Source organism: Saccharothrix sp. DSM 118769 (assembly GCF_052936295.1).
In genome coordinates this window covers 7305567-7321436 of sequence record NZ_CP193627.1, presented here as the reverse complement: position 1 = coordinate 7321436, position 15870 = coordinate 7305567, and the positions used below count along the sequence as shown (strand labels likewise).

Genomic DNA, 15870 nt, shown 5'->3' with positions numbered 1-15870 from the left:
GGGCCACCCGGGCGGACCGGTGCGGGTCCCCGGCGCGGGGCGAGGACGTCGTCGGCGTCCCCGCCCCGCGCGGAGCCTCGCCGACGCCGACCGCGCGACCCCCGGCGCCCGGCTGCGGTCGGTCGCCCGGATTCCACGCGTTACCGTGCGCGCCATGGTCTCGGTGCTGCTCGTGGAGGACGACCCGGTCGTGCGGTCCGCGGTGAGCCGCGCCCTCACCGGGCTCGGGCACGCGGTGCTGCCGGTGGGCACGGCGCTGGAGGCGCTGCGCGAGATCACCGGCTCGTCGTTCGACCTCGTGGTGCTCGACCTCGGCCTGCCCGACATGGACGGCGCGGACGCGCTGAAGATGATGCGCGGCGTGTGCGACGTGCCCGTGATCGTGGCCACCGCGCGCGACGACGAGAACGAGATCGTGCGGCTGCTCAACGCGGGCGCGGACGACTACCTCGTCAAGCCGTTCTCCAGCGAGCACCTCGCCGCGCGGCTCGCCGCCGTGCTGCGCCGCGCCCGCAAGGACACCGCGCCCGAACCGCTGCGCATCGGCAGCCTCACCGTCGACCTGGACCGGCGCGAGGCGCGGCTGGACGGCCGCGAGCTGAACCTGACCCGCAAGGAGTTCGACCTGCTCGCCTACCTCGCCGCCCGCGAGGGCAAGGTCGTGCCGCGCGGCGAGCTGCTGGCGAACCTGTGGAACCTCGCCGGGAGGGCCGGTCCGGGCAGGCACGACGACCAGACGCTCGACGTGCACCTGTCGTGGCTGCGCCGCAAGCTCGGCGAGCGCGCCGCCCAGCCGCGCTACCTGCACACCGTGCGCGGTGTCGGGTTCAAGCTGACCGCGGCGGCCGAGTGAGGAAGTCGCTGGCCCTGGTGTCGCTGGCGGTCACCTCGATGGTGGCGCTGGCGTTCCTCATCCCGCTCGCCCTGGTCGTGCGGCAGCTCGCCGAGGACCGGGCGCTGGCCGACGCCGAGCGGCAGGCGGGCGCGCTCACCCCGGTGCTGGTGATCACGGTCGACCCGGTGGCGGTCGGGCAGGCGCTGGCCAGCGCCGGCACCGGCGGCCGGGTCGCGGTGCACCTGCCGTCCGGCGAGGTGGTCGGCGTGCCGGTGGCCACCGACGAGCAGCTCACCTCGGCGCGCGGGCAGGGGCGGGCGTTCACCGAGGCGATCCCGGCGGGCCGCGTGCACCTGCAACCGGTGCTGCTGGACCGCGACCGGGTCGCCGTCGTCGAGGCGTTCGTGCCCGAGGCCGAGCTGTCGCGCGGCGTGGACCAGGCGCTGTTCGCGCTCAGCGGCGTGGCCGTGTCCCTGGTGCTGGCCTCCGTGCTCGTCGCCGACCGCCTCGGGGCGCGCGTCGTCAAGGCCGCCAAGGCCCTCGCCGAGGGCGCCCGCGGCATGGGGCGGGGCGACCTCGCCACCCGCGTCACGCCCAGCGGGCCGCCCGAGCTGCACGACGCGGGCGGCGCGTTCAACCGCATGGCCGACCGCATCGGCCAGCTCGTCGCCGCCGAGCGCGAGGTCCTCGCCGACCTGTCGCACCGGCTGCGCACCCCGCTCACCGCGCTGCGGCTGGACTCCGAGACGCTCGGCGCGGACAGCAACGCCAACCGCGTGCGCCAGGCCGTGCACGCCCTCGAACGCGAGGTCGACGAGCTCATCCGGGCCGCCCGCCGCCAGCTCGACGACCCCGGCGGCAGCCGCTGCGACGCCGCGGAGGTCGTGCGCGACCGCCTGGTGTTCTGGTCGGCGCTGGCCGACGACCAGCAGCGGCTGTGGAACCTGCGCGGCACCGAGCGCAGCGCGCTGGTCCCGCTGACCCGCAGCGACCTCGCCGCGGCCATGGACGCCCTGCTGGGCAACGTCTTCCGGCACACCCCCGAGGGCACCGGGTTCGTCGTCGCCCTGTTCCACCGGTCCGACCTGGTGGTGGTCGTCGTCGAGGACGCCGGGCCCGGCATCGACGACCTGGAGTCGGCGCTGCGGCGCGGCAGCAGCGGCGCGGGCTCCACCGGGCTGGGCCTGGACATCGCCCGCCGCGCCGCCGAGGCCACCGGCGGCTCGCTGGTCGTGGACCGGGGCCCGCTCGGCGGCACCCGCGTGCAGCTGCGGCTCGGCCGGGTCGACGGGGCCTGATCCCCGCGTGCCCCCGCGCCGGGCGCCGCAGTGTCCGCCCACCCGGCTTGCGCGCACCTTGTGCGAGGTTTAAATATTCCTTAAAAAATGATTCGTTGACAATTCTCGGGAACTCGATAGGCTTATTTTGGAATTGAGGTCGACCGCAGCGCTCCCAACCTGCCTGGTCCCGCTCGGTTCCCTGTTCGGTGCGACGACCGCAGGGCGTTACCCTGCACAAAGCGTCCATGCGGTCGTCGCGCCCGAAATGCCGTCGAATGCAGATCGAGGTTGCCGCGTGTCGCGCAAGAGTCGAGTTCTGCCCCTGCTCGCCGTCGTCGCCGGACTGGGCCTGACCGGGTGCGAGCACCCCGACGGGCTGGCCCTGGTCGCGGCGAGCGCGAGCGTCGGGGTGAGCGCCGCCCCGCGCACCGACGGCTTCGCGCAGCCCACCACCCCGACGCCCTCCGCGACGTCGGTGCCGGCGTCCGACGCCGCCCCGACGACGACCACCACGACCGAGACCGCGACCTCGACGACCGGGCAGCCGCCCACGACCACCCGGCCCACGACCACCCGGCCCCCGGCGCCCCGGCCCGAGGCGCCGGCACCCGCGCCCGAACCGGCCGCGCCGGTCCGGACCGAGGTCGAGCCGGCCGAGGCGAAGGTCGTGGAGCTGACCAACGCCGAGCGCGCCGCCAACGGCTGCCCCGCCCTGACCGCCGACGACCGGCTCGGCCGGGCCGCCCGCGCGCACAGCGCCGACATGGCCGCGCGGAACTACTTCTCGCACACCTCGCTCGACGGCCGCTCGTTCGTCGACCGGGTCAAGGCCGCCGGCCACCCCGGTCCCGGCGCGGAGAACATCGCCGCCGGCCAGCGCACCGCCGAGGCCGTCGTCAAGGGCTGGATGGAGTCACCCGGCCACCGGGCGAACATCCTCAACTGCGAGCTCAAGACCCTCGGCGCGGGCATGGCGCGCGGCGGTTCCTACGGCACCTACTGGACCCAGAACTTCGGCTGGTGACCGTCGCCCCCGGCGGGCAGCTCGTCCAGCACCAGCACCGTGTGGCTGGAGGTCACGTCCGGCATCGTCTGGAGCCGCGACAGCACCAGGTCGCGCAGGCTGTGCGCGTCCGGGGCGCGCACCAGCAGCACCAGGTCGTAGTCGCCCGACACCAGCGCGCCGTGCCACACCTCGGGGATCTCCATCACCCGCTGCCGCACGGCCTTCCACGAGTGCTGGCTGATCTTGAGGTAGACGTAGGCCGAGATGCCGAAGCCGTAGCGCTCCGGGTCGACCACCGCCGCGTACCCGGTGACGACGCCGTCCCGGTGCAGCCGCTCCACCCGCGAGTACGCGCTGGCGCGCGAGATGTGCAGCTTCTCGGCCAGCGCGCGCATCGACATCCGCCCGTCCGCGCGCAGCGCCTCCACGATGCGCCGGTCGAGCGCGTCGAGCGGTGCCGAATGTCCAGCCCTGGCCGTCATGCGGTCGACGATAACCCGCCCGCGCGGCCGTTCGTCCAGGAAAACCGCCCGGACCTGGATCATTGGCCGGTGTGACGCGGACCATGCCCTCCATCTCGCAACCCGAGACACCGTGAGACACCGGAGGAGCCCATGGCCCGCACCCGCGCGCCCGAGCGGACGTTGCTGCCCAGCGAGGAACCGCTGTCGCTGCTGCGCGAGGACGGCTCGCCGGTCGGGGACCCGCCGCTGGCGATGCCCGACGACGACGTGCTCGTGGAACTGCACCGGCGGATGGTCGTCGGCCGCCGCTTCGACACCCAGGCCACCGCGCTGACCAGGCAGGGCCGGCTGGCCGTGTACCCGTCGTCGCGCGGGCAGGAGGCGTGCGAGGTCGGCGCGGTGCTGGCGCTGCGCGAGCGGGACTGGCTGTTCCCCACCTACCGCGACTCGGTCGCCCTGGTCACCCGGGGCGTCAGCCCGCTGGGCACCCTCACCCTGCTCCAGGGCGGCTGGCACCTCGGCTACGACCCCTACGAGCACCGCGTCGGCCCCCAGTGCACGCCGCTGGCCACCAACACGCTGCACGCCGTGGGCTTCGCGCACGCCGCCCGCGTCAAGGGCGAGGACACCGCCGCGCTGGTGATGCTCGGCGACGGCGCCACCAGCGAGGGCGACACGCACGAGGCGCTGAACTTCGCCGGCGTGTGGAACGCGCCCGTGGTGTTCCTGGTGCAGAACAACGGCTACGCGATCAGCGTGCCCCTGTCCAAGCAGAACGCCGCGCCGTCGCTGGCGCACAAGGGCGTCGGGTACGGCGTGCCGTCCGTGCTGGTCGACGGCAACGACGTGGCCGCCGTGTACGCGGTGGTGCGCGACGCCCTCGCGTCCGGCGGGCCGACGTGGATCGAGGCGGTCACCTACCGGATCGAGGCGCACACCAACGCCGACGACGCCTCCCGCTACCGCGACCCCGCCGAGGTCGCCGCGTGGCTCGCCCGCGACCCGGTCGACCGGATCGAGGCGTACCTGACCTCGCGGGGCCTGCTCGACGACGCCCGCCGCGAGGCCGTCGCCGCCGAGGCCGAGGAGTTCGCCGCGCACACCCGCGCGGTGATGAACGCCGACGTTGCCCACGACCCGGCGGAGCTGTTCGAGCACGTCTACGCGACCACGCCCGCGCACCTGCGCGAGCAGGCCGCCGCGCTGCGGGAGGAATTGGCATGACCGCCCTGTCCATGGCGGGCGCGCTGAACAAGGCCCTCGCCGACGCCCTCGACGCCGACCCCGGCGTGCTGGTGTTCGGCGAGGACGTCGGCGCGCTCGGCGGCGTGTTCCGGGTGACCGACGGGCTGGCCGCGCGGTTCGGCGACACGCGGGTGTTCGACACGCCCCTGGCCGAGTCCGGCATCGTCGGCACCGCCATCGGCATGGCCATGAACGGGCTGCGGCCCGTGGTGGAGATGCAGTTCGACGCGTTCGCCTACCCGGCGTTCGAGCAGATCACCAGCCACCTGGCGAAGATGCGCAACCGCACCCGCGGCCGGGTGGGGCTGCCCGTCGTGATCCGCGTGCCCTACGGCGGCGGCATCGGCGGCGTCGAGCACCACTGCGACTCGTCCGAGGCGTACTACACGCACACGCCGGGGCTGCGCGTCGTCACGCCCGGCACCCCCGACGACGCCTACCGGCTGCTGCGCGACGCCATCGACTCGCCCGACCCGGTGATCTTCCTGGAGCCCAAGCGCCGCTACTGGGCCAAGGGGGAGCTGACGTCGACCGCGGTGGGGTTCGACCGGGCGCTCGTGCGGCGGCCCGGCCGCGACGTCACGCTCATCGCCTACGGCCCCATGGTGGTCACCGCGCTGGAGACCGCCGACGCCGCCGCCGAGGAGGGCTGGGACGTCGAGGTCGTCGACCTGCGGTCGCTGGCGCCGTTCGACGACGAGACGGTGTGCGCGTCGGTGCGCAAGACCGGCCGGGCGGTGGTCGTGCACGAGGCGGCCGGGTTCGGCGGGTACGGCGCGGAGGTCGTCGCCAGGGTCACCGAGCGCTGCTTCCACCACCTGCACGCGCCCGTGCTGCGGGTCACCGGGTTCGACATCCCCTACCCGCCGCCGAAGCTGGAGGAGCACCACCTGCCGTCGGTGGACCGCGTGCTGGACGCGATCGCCCGCCTCCAGTGGGACGACGAGGTCGTGGGGAGCGCCCGTGCCTGACTTCCGCCTGCCCGACCTCGGCGAGGGCCTGACCGAGGGCGAGATCGTCACCTGGCTGGTGTCCGTGGGCGACCGGGTGGCCGTGGACCAGCCCGTGGTCGAGGTCGAGACCGCCAAGGCCGTCGTCGAGGTGCCGTGCCCGTTCGAGGGCGTGGTCAGCGCCCGGTACGGCGAGCCGGGGGAGAAGCTGGCCGTCGGCTCCGTGCTGCTGTCCGTGGGTGCCCCGTCGGACGGGGCGCCCGAGTCGTCGGAGTACTCGGGCAACGTGCTGATCGGCTACGGCACGTCCGACGCGCCCCGCCGACGCCGCCGCACGTCCCGCACCCCCGCCGCGCCCGCCGTCCCCGCGGCGCGCACGGCACCCGAGGAGGCCGCCCTCCCGACCGCTCCCGCCGCCCTCCCGACCGCCCCCGCCGTCATCTCGCCGATCGTGCGGCAACTGGCCCGGGAGAACGGCCTGCCGCTGGACCGGGTCGAGGCGACCGGCCCGAACGGCGTCATCCGCCGCGCCGACGTGGAACGCGCCCTGGCCGCCCGCACCGCGCCGGCCGCGGGTCGGCGCATCCCGCTGAAGGGCCTGCGGGGCGCGGTGGCGCGGAAGCTGGCCACCTCGCGGCGCGAGATCCCCGAGGCCACCGTGTGGGTCGACGTGGACGCGACCGGCTTCCTGGCCGCCCGCGCCGCGCTGCCGTCCGTGTCGCTGCTCGCGCTGCTGTCCCGCTTCACCGTGCTGGGGCTGAAGAAGTTCCCCGAGCTGAACTCGCGCGTGGAGGGCGACGAGGTCGTCGTGCTCGACGAGGTGCACCTCGGCTTCGCCGCCCAGACCGACCGCGGCCTGGTCGTGCCCGTCGTGCGCGACGCCCACACCCTCACCACCGCCGAGCTGGCCACCGCGATCACCGCGCACGCCGGCGCGGCCCGCGAGGGCTCCCTGCCGCCCGCCGCGCTGACCGGCGGCACGTTCACGGTCAACAACTACGGCGTGTTCGGCGTGGACGGCTCGGCGGCGATCATCAACCACCCGGAGGCGGCGATCCTGGGCATCGGCCGCATCATCGACCGGCCGTGGGCGGTGGACGGGCAGCTGGCCGTGCGCAAGGTGGCGCAGCTGACCCTGGCGTTCGACCACCGGGTGTGCGACGGCGGCACGGCGGGTGGCTTCCTGCGCTTCGTGGCCGACTGCGTGGAGTCCCCGGTCACCGCGCTGGCCGGGATGTAGGGGGACGCGCGCCGGCTGCCGCCCTTGAGGTGACCTCCATTGCGCCCGCCGGTGCGCGTCCGGTACTGCTCATGGGTTTCCTGCCGTCGTGACCCGGGAGCCGCCGCGTGAACCCCGACCTGCTGCGCAACTACCTCGCCCGGCACCACGTCGGGCGCCGCGACGTGCTCAGGCTGGCCGGCGCGGCCGGGGCCGCCGGGCTCGTGGGCACCGCCGGCGCCGCGACCGCCGGTGCGGCACCCGCGACCGCCGGTGCCGCGCCCGACCGGCTCGACGACGTGCCGTTCGACTACGCGGACCCGGCGAACCTGGCCGACTGGGCGCCCAGCCGGTACGGGCCCGACGACCAGCGCGGCACGCTCAACGAGGTCACCCCGGCCAAGACCGCCGCCGCACTCGGGCTGTTGCGCCCCCGCCGCGACGTCACCACCTACAACCTCGGCGAGCTGATGTGGAACGGCTTCCCCGCGTTCGCCACCGACCCGCGCCGCACCTACGAGCAGCGGCTCACCATCCAGGGGTACCCGCCGCCGCCCGGGTTCGCCGAGGAGGGCGGCGTCCTGGTCTCGCCGGAACCGCTGGGGCCCAACAAGGTCAGCGTGCACGAGGAGCGGTTCGAGGCGGAGTTCTCGTCCCGGCACCCGACACCGCTCGCCACGACCTACCAGATCGGCAGCCAGCTGGACCACCTCAACCACATCGGCGCGGCCGAGTTCTTCTACAACGGGCTGCGCGGCCCCGACATCGCCCGCGGCCACGGCACCACCCGGCTCGGCGCCGAGCACGCGGGCCCGGTCGTCACCCGCGGCGTGCTGCTGGACGTGCTCGGCGTCGTCCTCGCCCGCGGCCGGGACGAGGACCTGGCCGAACCCGCGTCCGACGGCCGGCCGCTGCTGCGCGAGAACTACCGCGTCACCGTCGAGGACATCCGCGACGCGATGGCGTTCGGCGGCGTCGACCGCCTGGAGCCGGGCGACGCCGTGCTGTTCCACACCGGCTGGAGCCGGCTGCTGACCCGCCGCGACCCGGCCGACGTCGCCCGCTGGGAGGGCGCGCGGGGCCTGCCCGGCATCTACCTGCGCGAGGCCCGCTGGCTGGCCCGCTCCCGGCCCGCGATCGTCGCCAGCGACACGTGGGCGCTGGAGGTGCTGGGCAGCCCGGCCAACGACGACGGCACCGCGTTCCCAGTCCACCAGGAGCTGCTCATGCGGCACGGCATCCGCATCGGCGAGTCCTACGTCGTGGACCGCCTCGCCGCCGACCGCGTGCACGAGTTCGTGTTCGTCGTGACCCCGCAGTACGCCCGGGGCGCCACCGCCGGCAACACCCCGCCCGCCGCCCTCGGCCAACCCCGGCGGCGCTGACGTCACATCTCCGCGGTGCCGTGCTCGCCGCCGTCGTAGCGCTCACCGGTCACCTTGGCCTTGACGAAGCTGATCACCGAGGCGATCCGGCCGCCCGGGGTGTCCCAGTACTCGGCGCCCCGGGCGGTCACCTTGAGCAGCACCACCGACGGGTCCTCCGGGCCCTGCGGCAGCCACGCCTCGACCCACTGGTTCCACAGCTCGCGCGCCTTCGCCCGGTCCTCGACGACCTCGGCCGTGCCGGAGACCGAGACCCAGGTGTCGGACGAGGTCAGCGTGACGTTCACCTCCGGGTCGGCCCGCACGTGGGCGACCTTGCGCGAGTCGCGTTCGGCGAAGAACCACAGGTCGCCGTCGAACTCGACCTCCTGCTGCGCCATCGGCCGGCTGACCGGGCGGCCGTCCGCGCCCCGCGTGGTCAGCATGCCGACCCGGATGCCCTTCGCGAGGTCGGCGACCCGGCGGACGCGGTCGGCGTGGCTCGGCTGGTCGGTCATGGCGCGCTCCTCGGGTGGGACGACGGGGTGGGTGTCGTGTACCCGGCGCCGCGTCCCGCACACCTCCGCGCTCGAACGGTGGGTCACCGGACGTGTACCCGGCGTCACATCCCACGTGTGCGTCCCGGCTCGTAGATTGGCCGCCGTGCACAAGCCCCACTACCCCGTGCGGACCCGCCGCCTGGCGCTGCGGCCGTTCACCGGGGCCGACCACGCCGCGCTGCACTCGTGGCAGTCGCGCCCCGACGTCGTGCGCTACCTCTACGACACGACCAGGACGCCCGCCCAGACCGCCGAGAGCCTCGCCCGCAAGATGGCCCTCACCTGGCCCGAGAAGGAGGGCGACCACCTGACGCTCGCGGTCGTCGCGGACGGGCGGGTCATCGGCGAGGTCAGCCTGAAGTGGGTGAGCGCGGTCCACCGGCAGGGCGAGGTCGGCTACCTCCTGCACCCCGACCACCACGGGCACGGCTACGCGACCGAGGCCGCCGCCGCGCTGCTGCACCTCGCGTTCGCCAACCTGGGCCTGCACCGCGTGGTCGCCTGCTGCCACGCCCGCAACGAGCCCTCGTGGCGCGTCATGGAACGCCTCGGCATGCGCCGCGAGGCCCACTACCGCCACCACGAGGTCTTCAAGGGCGCGTGGGCCGACGGGTTGGTCTACGCCATCCTCGACGAGGAGTGGCACCGGATGGCGGAACACCACCCGCGCCCGACCGGCGCATGATGGCGCGATGCACACGTACACCGTGGACAGCGGCGCCTACGAGCACTGGTTGGCGGACAACCAGGACCAGTACGTCATCAACGCGGAGCGGAGCCTGAACCCGGAGAACCTCGTGCTGCACAGGGCCAGTTGCCGCACCGTCAACGGCACCCCGGCCCGCGACGCCACCTGGGTGGGCGGCTACGTGAAGGTCGTCGGCACGCGCGCCGAGCTGGAGTCGGGCTACCCGACGACCCGCCCGTGCCGGCTCTGCCTCTGAGGAGCCGGGAGTGGGGCCGCGCCTGGTCTGGTACGTGAGCTACGGGTCGAACATGCACGCCGACCGGTTCGCCTGCTACCTGCGCGGCGGGACGCCGGTCGGCGCGGCGCGCGGCTACCCGGGGTGCCGCGACACGGCCGGGGCGTCGGCGACGCGCGGGCTGGAGGTGCCCGGCGGGATCTACTTCGCCACCAGGTCCCCGGTCTGGCGCGGCGGCCGGGCGTTCTACGACCCCGACCTGCCCGGCACGGCGGCCGTGCGCGCCTACCTGATCACCGCCGGCCAGTTCTCCGACGTCGCCGCGCAGGAGATGTACCGCGACCCCGGCGTCGACCTCGACCTGACCGGGGTGCTGTCCGCGCGCCGGCACGCCCTGGGGGAGGGGCGCTACGAGACGCTCGTCCACCTCGGCGAGCACGACGGCCACCCGGCGCTCACGTTCACCGCGCCGTGGGGCGCGCACGACGTGGAGCACACCAGGCCGTCCGCCGCCTACCTGGTCGTGCTGGCCGCCGGCCTGCGCGAGGCGCACGGGTGGGACCGGGCGCGGACCGCCGCCCACCTGGCCGCCGCCACGCCGTTCTGGAGCGCCCGGGAGGTCGAGGCGCTCTGCGCCGGGGCCGGGTTGTGACGAGCCCCGCGCCGACCGTACCCCGCGCCGACCGCGCCCCGGTTCCCCCCCGTCGGCGCACCCGGCCGCTGGAGGAGACCGTCGACCTGCGGCCGGACCGGTCGTGCCCGCCGCCGGTCGAACCGCTGTGGCCGGGCGCCGGCGTCGGTCCTCGTCAGGGCCGGTCGTCGTCGGCCACGGCGCGCAGGTTGCCGTCGTCACCGGCCACGCAGGACGCCGACCGCGCCGACGTGGCCAGGAACTCCGTCATGCAGCGGGCGAACTGCTCGTGGCCGCGCGCGTTGGGGTGGAACGACTCCTGCAACGCGTGGCGGGCCCGCGCCTCGTCCCGCAGGCCGTCGAAGTCCACGGTCAGCCGGGTGAACCACTCGTCCTCGGGCCGCTCGCCGCCCGCGCACGCCTCGCGGCCCTCGCCCGCGTCCGCCAGGTCGAGGAACCGGGCGCCCACCGCCGAGGCGGCCTCGCGCAGGCCCGCCGACAGCTCGGGCACCGCCCGCTCGCCGACCCAGTCCAGGTCGCCGGTGCGCAGCGGGCAACCGGCCAGGTTCTGGAGGTCCAGCGGCAGGTCGGGGCCGACCGGCGCGGCGTAGGACTGGAGCACCAGCGTGTAGGAGCGGGGCGTGTAGCCCTCGTCCTGGAGCACGCGGCGGACGTCGCGCAGCGCCCGCTCCACCTTGGGCACCATGCGGTCGACGCGGGCCTTCCACTCCCCGGCCATGGCGCCCGAGCAGTCGGCGCGGCGCTCGACCCACGCCCGCAGGCACGTGCCCAGCACGTCGGCGAACCTCGGGTCGTCGTTCGCGCCCACCGCCACCACGACCACCGACACGCGGTACCGCCGGGCGATCTCCGCCAGCCGCCGCGCCTGCGAGCCCTCGGTGTTGCGGACCTGGTCGGTGATGCCCACCTGCTCGGAGTTCGCCCCCGAGCAGGCCAGGTTGAACGCCTCGTCCACACCGGCCACGCGCGTCTTCCACACCGACGCGGCGCGCGAGCGGTGGCACCAGTTGTCGCCCTCGCCGTCCGTGCCCGGCTCGTAGTCGCCCGCGCCCTCGCCGGACATGGTGCTGTCGCCCATCGCCACGATCGCGCGCGGCGCGTCCCGCGACGGTCCCGGCAGCGCCGGGTACGGGGAGTCGCTGACCACCAGCAGCAGGGCCAGCAGCGGGAACACCAGGACAACGGCAACGGCTCGGCGCGACATCGGGACCTATCCTACGGTCACCACGCCGCCGGCGAGGACGAGCGTGCGGTCCGCCGCCCGGTGCACCTCGTCGTGGTGCGTGGCGACCAGCACGGCGGCGCCCGCGTCGGCGGCCCGGCGCAGCACGCCCACCGCGACCGGCGCGCTCACCCCGTCCAGGTGCGCGGTGGGTTCGTCGGCCAGCAGCACCGCGGGCGAGCCGATCACCGCGCGGGCCAGCGCGGCCCGCTGCTGCTGCCCGAACGACACCTCGCCGGGGTAGCGGTCGGCCAGCTCGCCGACACCCAGCTCCACCAGCAGCTCCATCACCCGGTCGAGCGACCCGCCGGCCCGGCCCAGCCTGATCGGCAGGGCGACGTTCTCGGCCAGCGTCAGCTCGGTCGCCAGGCCCAGCGCCTGCGGCAGCAGGGCGCACACCTTCCACGGCGGCGGCCCCGTCAGCACCTCGCCCGCCAGCTCCACCGTCCCGGTGTCGGCCCGGTCGAACCCGCCGAGCACGGCCAGCAGCGCGCTCTTGCCCGACCCGGACGGGCCGGACAGCGTCACCAGCTCGCCGGCCGCCACCTCCAGGTCCACGCCGCGCAGCACGTGCACCGGACCGCCCGCGTGCCGGAACGTCCGCCCGACCCCCACCGCGCGCAACGCCGTCATGCCGCCAACACCCCGTTCCGCAGGTCGAACCGCACGTCGGCCAGCGCGATCAGCCGCGGGTCGTGCGAGGCCACCACCACCGGCACCCCGCGCCGCGCCAGGTCGGCCAGCGTCTCCAGCACCAGGTCCGCCGACGCCGCGTCCAGCTGCGAGGTCGGCTCGTCGGCGAGCACCACGGTCGCGCGCCGCGCCAGCGCGCACCCGAACGCCAGCCGCTGCTGCTGCCCGCCCGACAGCGCGGGCACCTTCCAGCCGGCCGTGCCGGGCAGCCCCAGCTGCGCCAGCAGGCCGTCCACGTCCACGTCGTGCCCGGCCGCGCGGGCCGCCGCGCGCAGGTTGTCGCCCACGTCGAGGTGCCCGATCAGGTTGTCGCCCGGGTTCTGGAACACCAGCGCGACCTCGCGGCGGCGCAGCGCCCGCCGCGCCCGGTTCGACAGCCGGGCGGTGCCCCGGCCGCGCAGCTCCACCCCGCCCGAGGTGGGCCGCTCCACCAGGCTCAGCACCCGCAGCAGCGTCGACTTGCCCGACCCGGACGGCCCGGCCAGCACCGTGACGCCCGCCGCGGGCACGTCCAGCGACACGCCCGACACCGCCGTCACCACCCCCGCGGGCGTGCGGTACTCCACGCCCACGTCGGTCAACCGCAACACCCGTTCGGCGCCGGAAACCCGTTCAGCGCCAGAAACCCGTTCAGCGCCGGAACCCCGTTCAGCCACGGATCAGCTCACCCACCTTCGCCGAGCGGACCGCGCGCACCGCGACCCACGCCGCCACCGCCACCACCAGCGCGCTGCCCGCCGCCGTCGTCACCAGCACCGGCAGCGCGTCCGGCACCTCCGGCACCGGCGCGAGCCGGGGCGCGGGGTCCAGCCGGGGCACGGTGATCCCGCTGCTCACCGCGCTCGCCGCCGACCCGGCCACCAGCGCCACCGCCGCCACCGCGCCCAGTTCGAGCAGGTGGCTGCGCAGCAGCTCGGCCGGCCGCAGGCCCATCCGGGTGCTGAACGCGCCGGACAGCGCGTTCTGCCGCCGCCGCACCTCCACCGCCAGCAGCAGCGCGATGGCCGCGACCACCGCGAGCACCGCGCCGAGCGCCGTGACGAAACCGAACGTCCACTGGATCGTCAGGAACGGCAGGCCCTGCACGGCCTTGGACTTCTCGCCGACGTTGCGGTATTTCACCCCCGCCGCCGTCAGCGCCGCGGTCAGCTCGCCCAGCGGTTTGGACGACCACACGTACCAGGAGCCGACGTCGTCGCGGTCGGCGATCCCGCCCACCGGCACGACCCAGCCGGACGTGCCCAGCTTCGGGAACGCCGGGACCCACGCCGGCGGGTCGAGCGGTGGCAGCCCCGGCAGGGTCACCTCGCGGCGCGGCGCGTCGCCCACCCGCAGCGGCGCCGACAGCAGCGCCGGGTCCAGGTCGACCGGCTGCGCGCCGTCGCGGAACGTCGCCGGGTCGACCACCAGCGCGCTGCGGTCGTACTGCTCGACGAGCCCGACGATGGTGGAGTTGCCGCGCAGCGCCTCCGGCAGCTCGGTCAGGTCCGGCTTGACCTGCGCGGTGCTGGTCGCGCCGGCGAACATGCCGGACTTGGTGTCCAGGGCGGTCCGCTGCGAGCCGGAGACGGCGCTGCCCACCGCGATCGTGCCGACAGCCAGCACGCCGACCAGCAGCACGCCGGTGACCGGTCCGGCGGCGGCGGCCAGCCTGCGCAGCGCCAGCTGCGCCGCGGGCCTGGACCAGAACCGGGCGCGGTGCGAGGCGGCCAGCCCCCACCGCGCCGCCCGTGCCGCGAGCAGCGCCGCGGTCAGCACGACGAGCAGCGGGAACGCCAGCGCGGTCGCGTCGATGCGGGGCAGGCCGCCGATCTTCTCCGTGGTCGCCAGGCCGCTGTCGGCGACCCGGTTCCAGGCGAGCACCGCGACGCCCGCCGTGGCCGGCTCCCACGGCAGCGCGGTCAGCACCCGCCGCAGCCGGTTGCCGCGCCCGGCGACCTGGAACGCCCGGTGCGCGCGCAGCGCCGCCGTGCCGAACACGACCAGCAGGCTCAGCGCCACCGCGACGAGCACCGCCCGCAGCGCCGCCGCGCCGGTGCCGGGCGGCAGCGCGGTGGAGGGGGAGTAGAGGGGCAGCAGCAGGTGCGCCACGCCCAGCCCGGCCGCGCCGCCGACCACGAGCGGGAGCCCCAGCTCCAGGACGGCGCGCCCGCCGAGCGCGAACGGCCCGGAACCGCGCACCCACAGCAGCCGCAGCTCGCCGTGCCGGCGCTGCGCCCACTGCGCGGTCACCGTGGCGACGCCCGCCAGGCCGATGAGCAGGCTGATCAGCGTGAGCGGCAGGATCGCCGAGCGCACGTTCACCACGGTCTGCCGGGCGTTCTCCACCGGCAGCACCAGCGGTGACACCACCCGCCCCAGGTCGGCCAGCGGCGCGACGCGGGCCGTGCCGCCGGTCAGCAGGGCCTCCGCCTCGGCGACCGTCGTCGGCACCTCCGAGGGGAAGTGCACGGTCACCGAGGTCGTCGTGGCCAGCTCCTCGGGCAGCGCGGTGAACGACTCGAACGAGGGCATCCACACCACGGACGTGGCCAGCTCGTCGCGGTCGAGCACGTTGGGCACCACGAACTGCCGCTCCGAGCACCACCAGTCCGGCAGCGGGTCGCGCACGTCGGCGTAGACCGCCGTCACCGGGGGCAGCCGCCCGCCCAGCCCGCGGTCGCCGATCCGCACGCCGGTGGTGTCGGCGATGCTCTTGGGCACCCACAGCCCGTCCTTCGCGCCGCCCTCCAGCACCGTCAGGTGCTCCACCGCACCGGGCCGGTAGCCGAACTTCGCGTAGGTCTGCGGCCCGCCGAAGTCCGCGCGCTTCTCCGTCGTGTAGGCGGCGATCAGCGTCGGGTGGTCGCGGGCGGTCGCGGCGACGTGGTCCGCGAACGCCGCGACCCGCGCGTGCGGCACCTTCGCCTCCAGCGACGGGTGCAGCGCGTCCCGGCACAGCTGCCGCTCCTGGTAGGAGACCGCGGCGCTGCCCGAGGCGGCGGGGTGGAGGACGGCGGCGGCGACGACGAAACCGAGCAGCAGCGCCGTGACCACGCTGACCAGCAGGGTCAGCGGGCTCGACAGCGCAGCGCGGGGGGCGGCTCTCCACGGGATCTGCACCAGCCGAACGGTAGCCCGTGACCGGGCGGCGCAGGAGAGCTCCGGTGAACACCCGTCACCGTCCGGACAACGACCTGACAACCGATCGTGTTGTCCGGGTCACCGCTGGTGAAGCGGACAACGGCCGGTCCGTTTTGTCCGGTGCCCGAGCGGGTACCGGCAGACCATGACCGTGAAGAAGCCCCTCGCCGCCCTGGTCGCCGCCGCCGCCCTGTTCCTGACCCTGGGCGCGGGCTGCGAGAACGAGGGCGGCAACGACGACGGCAACCCGGGCGTCGAGCAGAACGACGGCGGCGACCAGGACGGCGACGAGGGCGGCGACGAAGGCGGCGACCAGGACGGCGACAACTGAGGA

The 15870-nt window shown here is 75.3% G+C and carries 17 protein-coding genes; 11 read left to right on the top strand and 6 right to left on the bottom strand.

The window, feature by feature from the left end; all coding sequences use genetic code 11:
* Positions 1–154: 154 nt before the first annotated feature.
* The 3 genes from ACRAKJ_RS30485 to ACRAKJ_RS30475 all read left to right on the top strand — a co-directional run bounded on the left by ACRAKJ_RS30485 (position 155) and on the right by ACRAKJ_RS30475 (position 3139).
* Entirely contained in the window at positions 155–853 is a 699-nt protein-coding gene (locus ACRAKJ_RS30485; protein ID WP_438926571.1) for a response regulator, read from the top strand.
* The gene (locus ACRAKJ_RS30480; RefSeq protein WP_447008757.1) at positions 850–2133 is read left to right on the top strand and encodes a sensor histidine kinase; all 1284 of its coding nucleotides are present in this window, start codon (positions 850–852) and stop codon (positions 2131–2133) included. Before ACRAKJ_RS30485 ends, ACRAKJ_RS30480 begins: the two co-directional genes overlap by 4 nt.
* A 277-nt stretch (positions 2134–2410) precedes the next feature.
* Positions 2411–3139, top strand: a complete 729-nt coding sequence (locus ACRAKJ_RS30475; RefSeq protein WP_438924658.1) for a CAP domain-containing protein — start codon at positions 2411–2413, stop codon at positions 3137–3139.
* Here the strand turns inward: ACRAKJ_RS30475 and ACRAKJ_RS30470 are convergent.
* Positions 3112–3603: an Lrp/AsnC ligand binding domain-containing protein gene (locus ACRAKJ_RS30470; RefSeq protein WP_438924657.1), complete on the bottom strand. Its 492-nt coding sequence runs from the start codon at positions 3601–3603 to the stop codon at positions 3112–3114. The genes ACRAKJ_RS30475 and ACRAKJ_RS30470 overlap by 28 nt on opposite strands.
* Before the next feature lie 132 nt (positions 3604–3735).
* Here ACRAKJ_RS30470 and ACRAKJ_RS30465 point away from each other — a divergent pair, with 132 nt between their 5' ends.
* The 4 genes from ACRAKJ_RS30465 to ACRAKJ_RS30450 all read left to right on the top strand — a co-directional run bounded on the left by ACRAKJ_RS30465 (position 3736) and on the right by ACRAKJ_RS30450 (position 8384).
* Positions 3736–4809 carry a thiamine pyrophosphate-dependent dehydrogenase E1 component subunit alpha gene (locus ACRAKJ_RS30465; RefSeq protein ID WP_438924656.1) on the top strand — a complete coding sequence of 358 codons (1074 nt, stop codon included), beginning with the start codon at positions 3736–3738 and terminating at the stop codon, positions 4807–4809.
* On the top strand, positions 4806–5801 hold the full coding sequence (locus tag ACRAKJ_RS30460; RefSeq protein WP_438924655.1) for a transketolase C-terminal domain-containing protein: 996 nt from the start codon (positions 4806–4808) through the stop codon (positions 5799–5801). Before ACRAKJ_RS30465 ends, ACRAKJ_RS30460 begins: the two co-directional genes overlap by 4 nt.
* Positions 5794–7020 (top strand): 2-oxo acid dehydrogenase subunit E2, encoded by a 1227-nt coding sequence (locus tag ACRAKJ_RS30455; RefSeq protein ID WP_438924654.1) that lies wholly within the window; start codon positions 5794–5796, stop codon positions 7018–7020. Before ACRAKJ_RS30460 ends, ACRAKJ_RS30455 begins: the two co-directional genes overlap by 8 nt.
* Positions 7021–7127: 107 nt before the next feature.
* Entirely contained in the window at positions 7128–8384 is a 1257-nt protein-coding gene (locus ACRAKJ_RS30450) for a cyclase family protein (RefSeq protein ID WP_438924653.1), read from the top strand.
* Between the two features lie 2 nt (positions 8385–8386).
* Here the strand turns inward: ACRAKJ_RS30450 and ACRAKJ_RS30445 are convergent, their stop codons facing one another.
* Positions 8387–8881 (bottom strand): pyridoxamine 5'-phosphate oxidase family protein, encoded by a 495-nt coding sequence (locus ACRAKJ_RS30445; RefSeq protein ID WP_438924652.1) that lies wholly within the window; start codon positions 8879–8881, stop codon positions 8387–8389.
* A gap of 145 nt (positions 8882–9026) precedes the next feature.
* On the opposite strand from ACRAKJ_RS30445, the gene ACRAKJ_RS30440 reads away from it, so the two are divergent.
* From ACRAKJ_RS30440 to ACRAKJ_RS30430, 3 genes are read left to right on the top strand one after another with little or no spacing between them, the layout of a single operon-like run.
* Positions 9027–9608, top strand: coding sequence for a GNAT family N-acetyltransferase (locus tag ACRAKJ_RS30440; RefSeq protein ID WP_438924651.1), 582 nt, complete (start codon positions 9027–9029; stop codon positions 9606–9608).
* 7 nt (positions 9609–9615) lie between these two features.
* The gene (locus tag ACRAKJ_RS30435; RefSeq protein WP_438924650.1) at positions 9616–9867 is read left to right on the top strand and encodes a hypothetical protein; all 252 of its coding nucleotides are present in this window, start codon (positions 9616–9618) and stop codon (positions 9865–9867) included.
* A 10-nt stretch (positions 9868–9877) separates the two neighbouring features.
* Positions 9878–10498, top strand: a complete 621-nt coding sequence (locus tag ACRAKJ_RS30430; RefSeq protein WP_438924649.1) for a histone deacetylase — start codon at positions 9878–9880, stop codon at positions 10496–10498.
* A 154-nt stretch (positions 10499–10652) separates the two neighbouring features.
* Here the strand turns inward: ACRAKJ_RS30430 and ACRAKJ_RS30425 are convergent, their stop codons facing one another.
* From ACRAKJ_RS30425 to ACRAKJ_RS30410, 4 genes are read right to left on the bottom strand one after another with little or no spacing between them, the layout of a single operon-like run.
* A complete protein-coding gene (locus ACRAKJ_RS30425; protein WP_438924648.1) occupies positions 10653–11702 on the bottom strand; it encodes a GDSL-type esterase/lipase family protein in 1050 nt (349 codons plus the stop codon).
* Positions 11703–11708: 6 nt separating this feature from the next.
* Entirely contained in the window at positions 11709–12353 is a 645-nt protein-coding gene (locus ACRAKJ_RS30420; protein ID WP_438924647.1) for an ATP-binding cassette domain-containing protein, read from the bottom strand.
* A complete protein-coding gene (locus tag ACRAKJ_RS30415) occupies positions 12350–13003 on the bottom strand; it encodes an ATP-binding cassette domain-containing protein (protein WP_438924646.1) in 654 nt (217 codons plus the stop codon). The genes ACRAKJ_RS30420 and ACRAKJ_RS30415 overlap by 4 nt, the downstream gene beginning before the upstream one ends.
* Before the next feature lie 58 nt (positions 13004–13061).
* The gene (locus ACRAKJ_RS30410; RefSeq protein WP_438924645.1) at positions 13062–15515 is read right to left on the bottom strand and encodes an ABC transporter permease; all 2454 of its coding nucleotides are present in this window, start codon (positions 15513–15515) and stop codon (positions 13062–13064) included.
* A gap of 166 nt (positions 15516–15681) precedes the next feature.
* Between ACRAKJ_RS30410 and ACRAKJ_RS30405 the strand changes: the two genes are divergently transcribed.
* Positions 15682–15867 (top strand): hypothetical protein, encoded by a 186-nt coding sequence (locus ACRAKJ_RS30405; RefSeq protein WP_438924644.1) that lies wholly within the window; start codon positions 15682–15684, stop codon positions 15865–15867.
* The last annotated feature ends 3 nt before the right edge of the window (positions 15868–15870 follow it).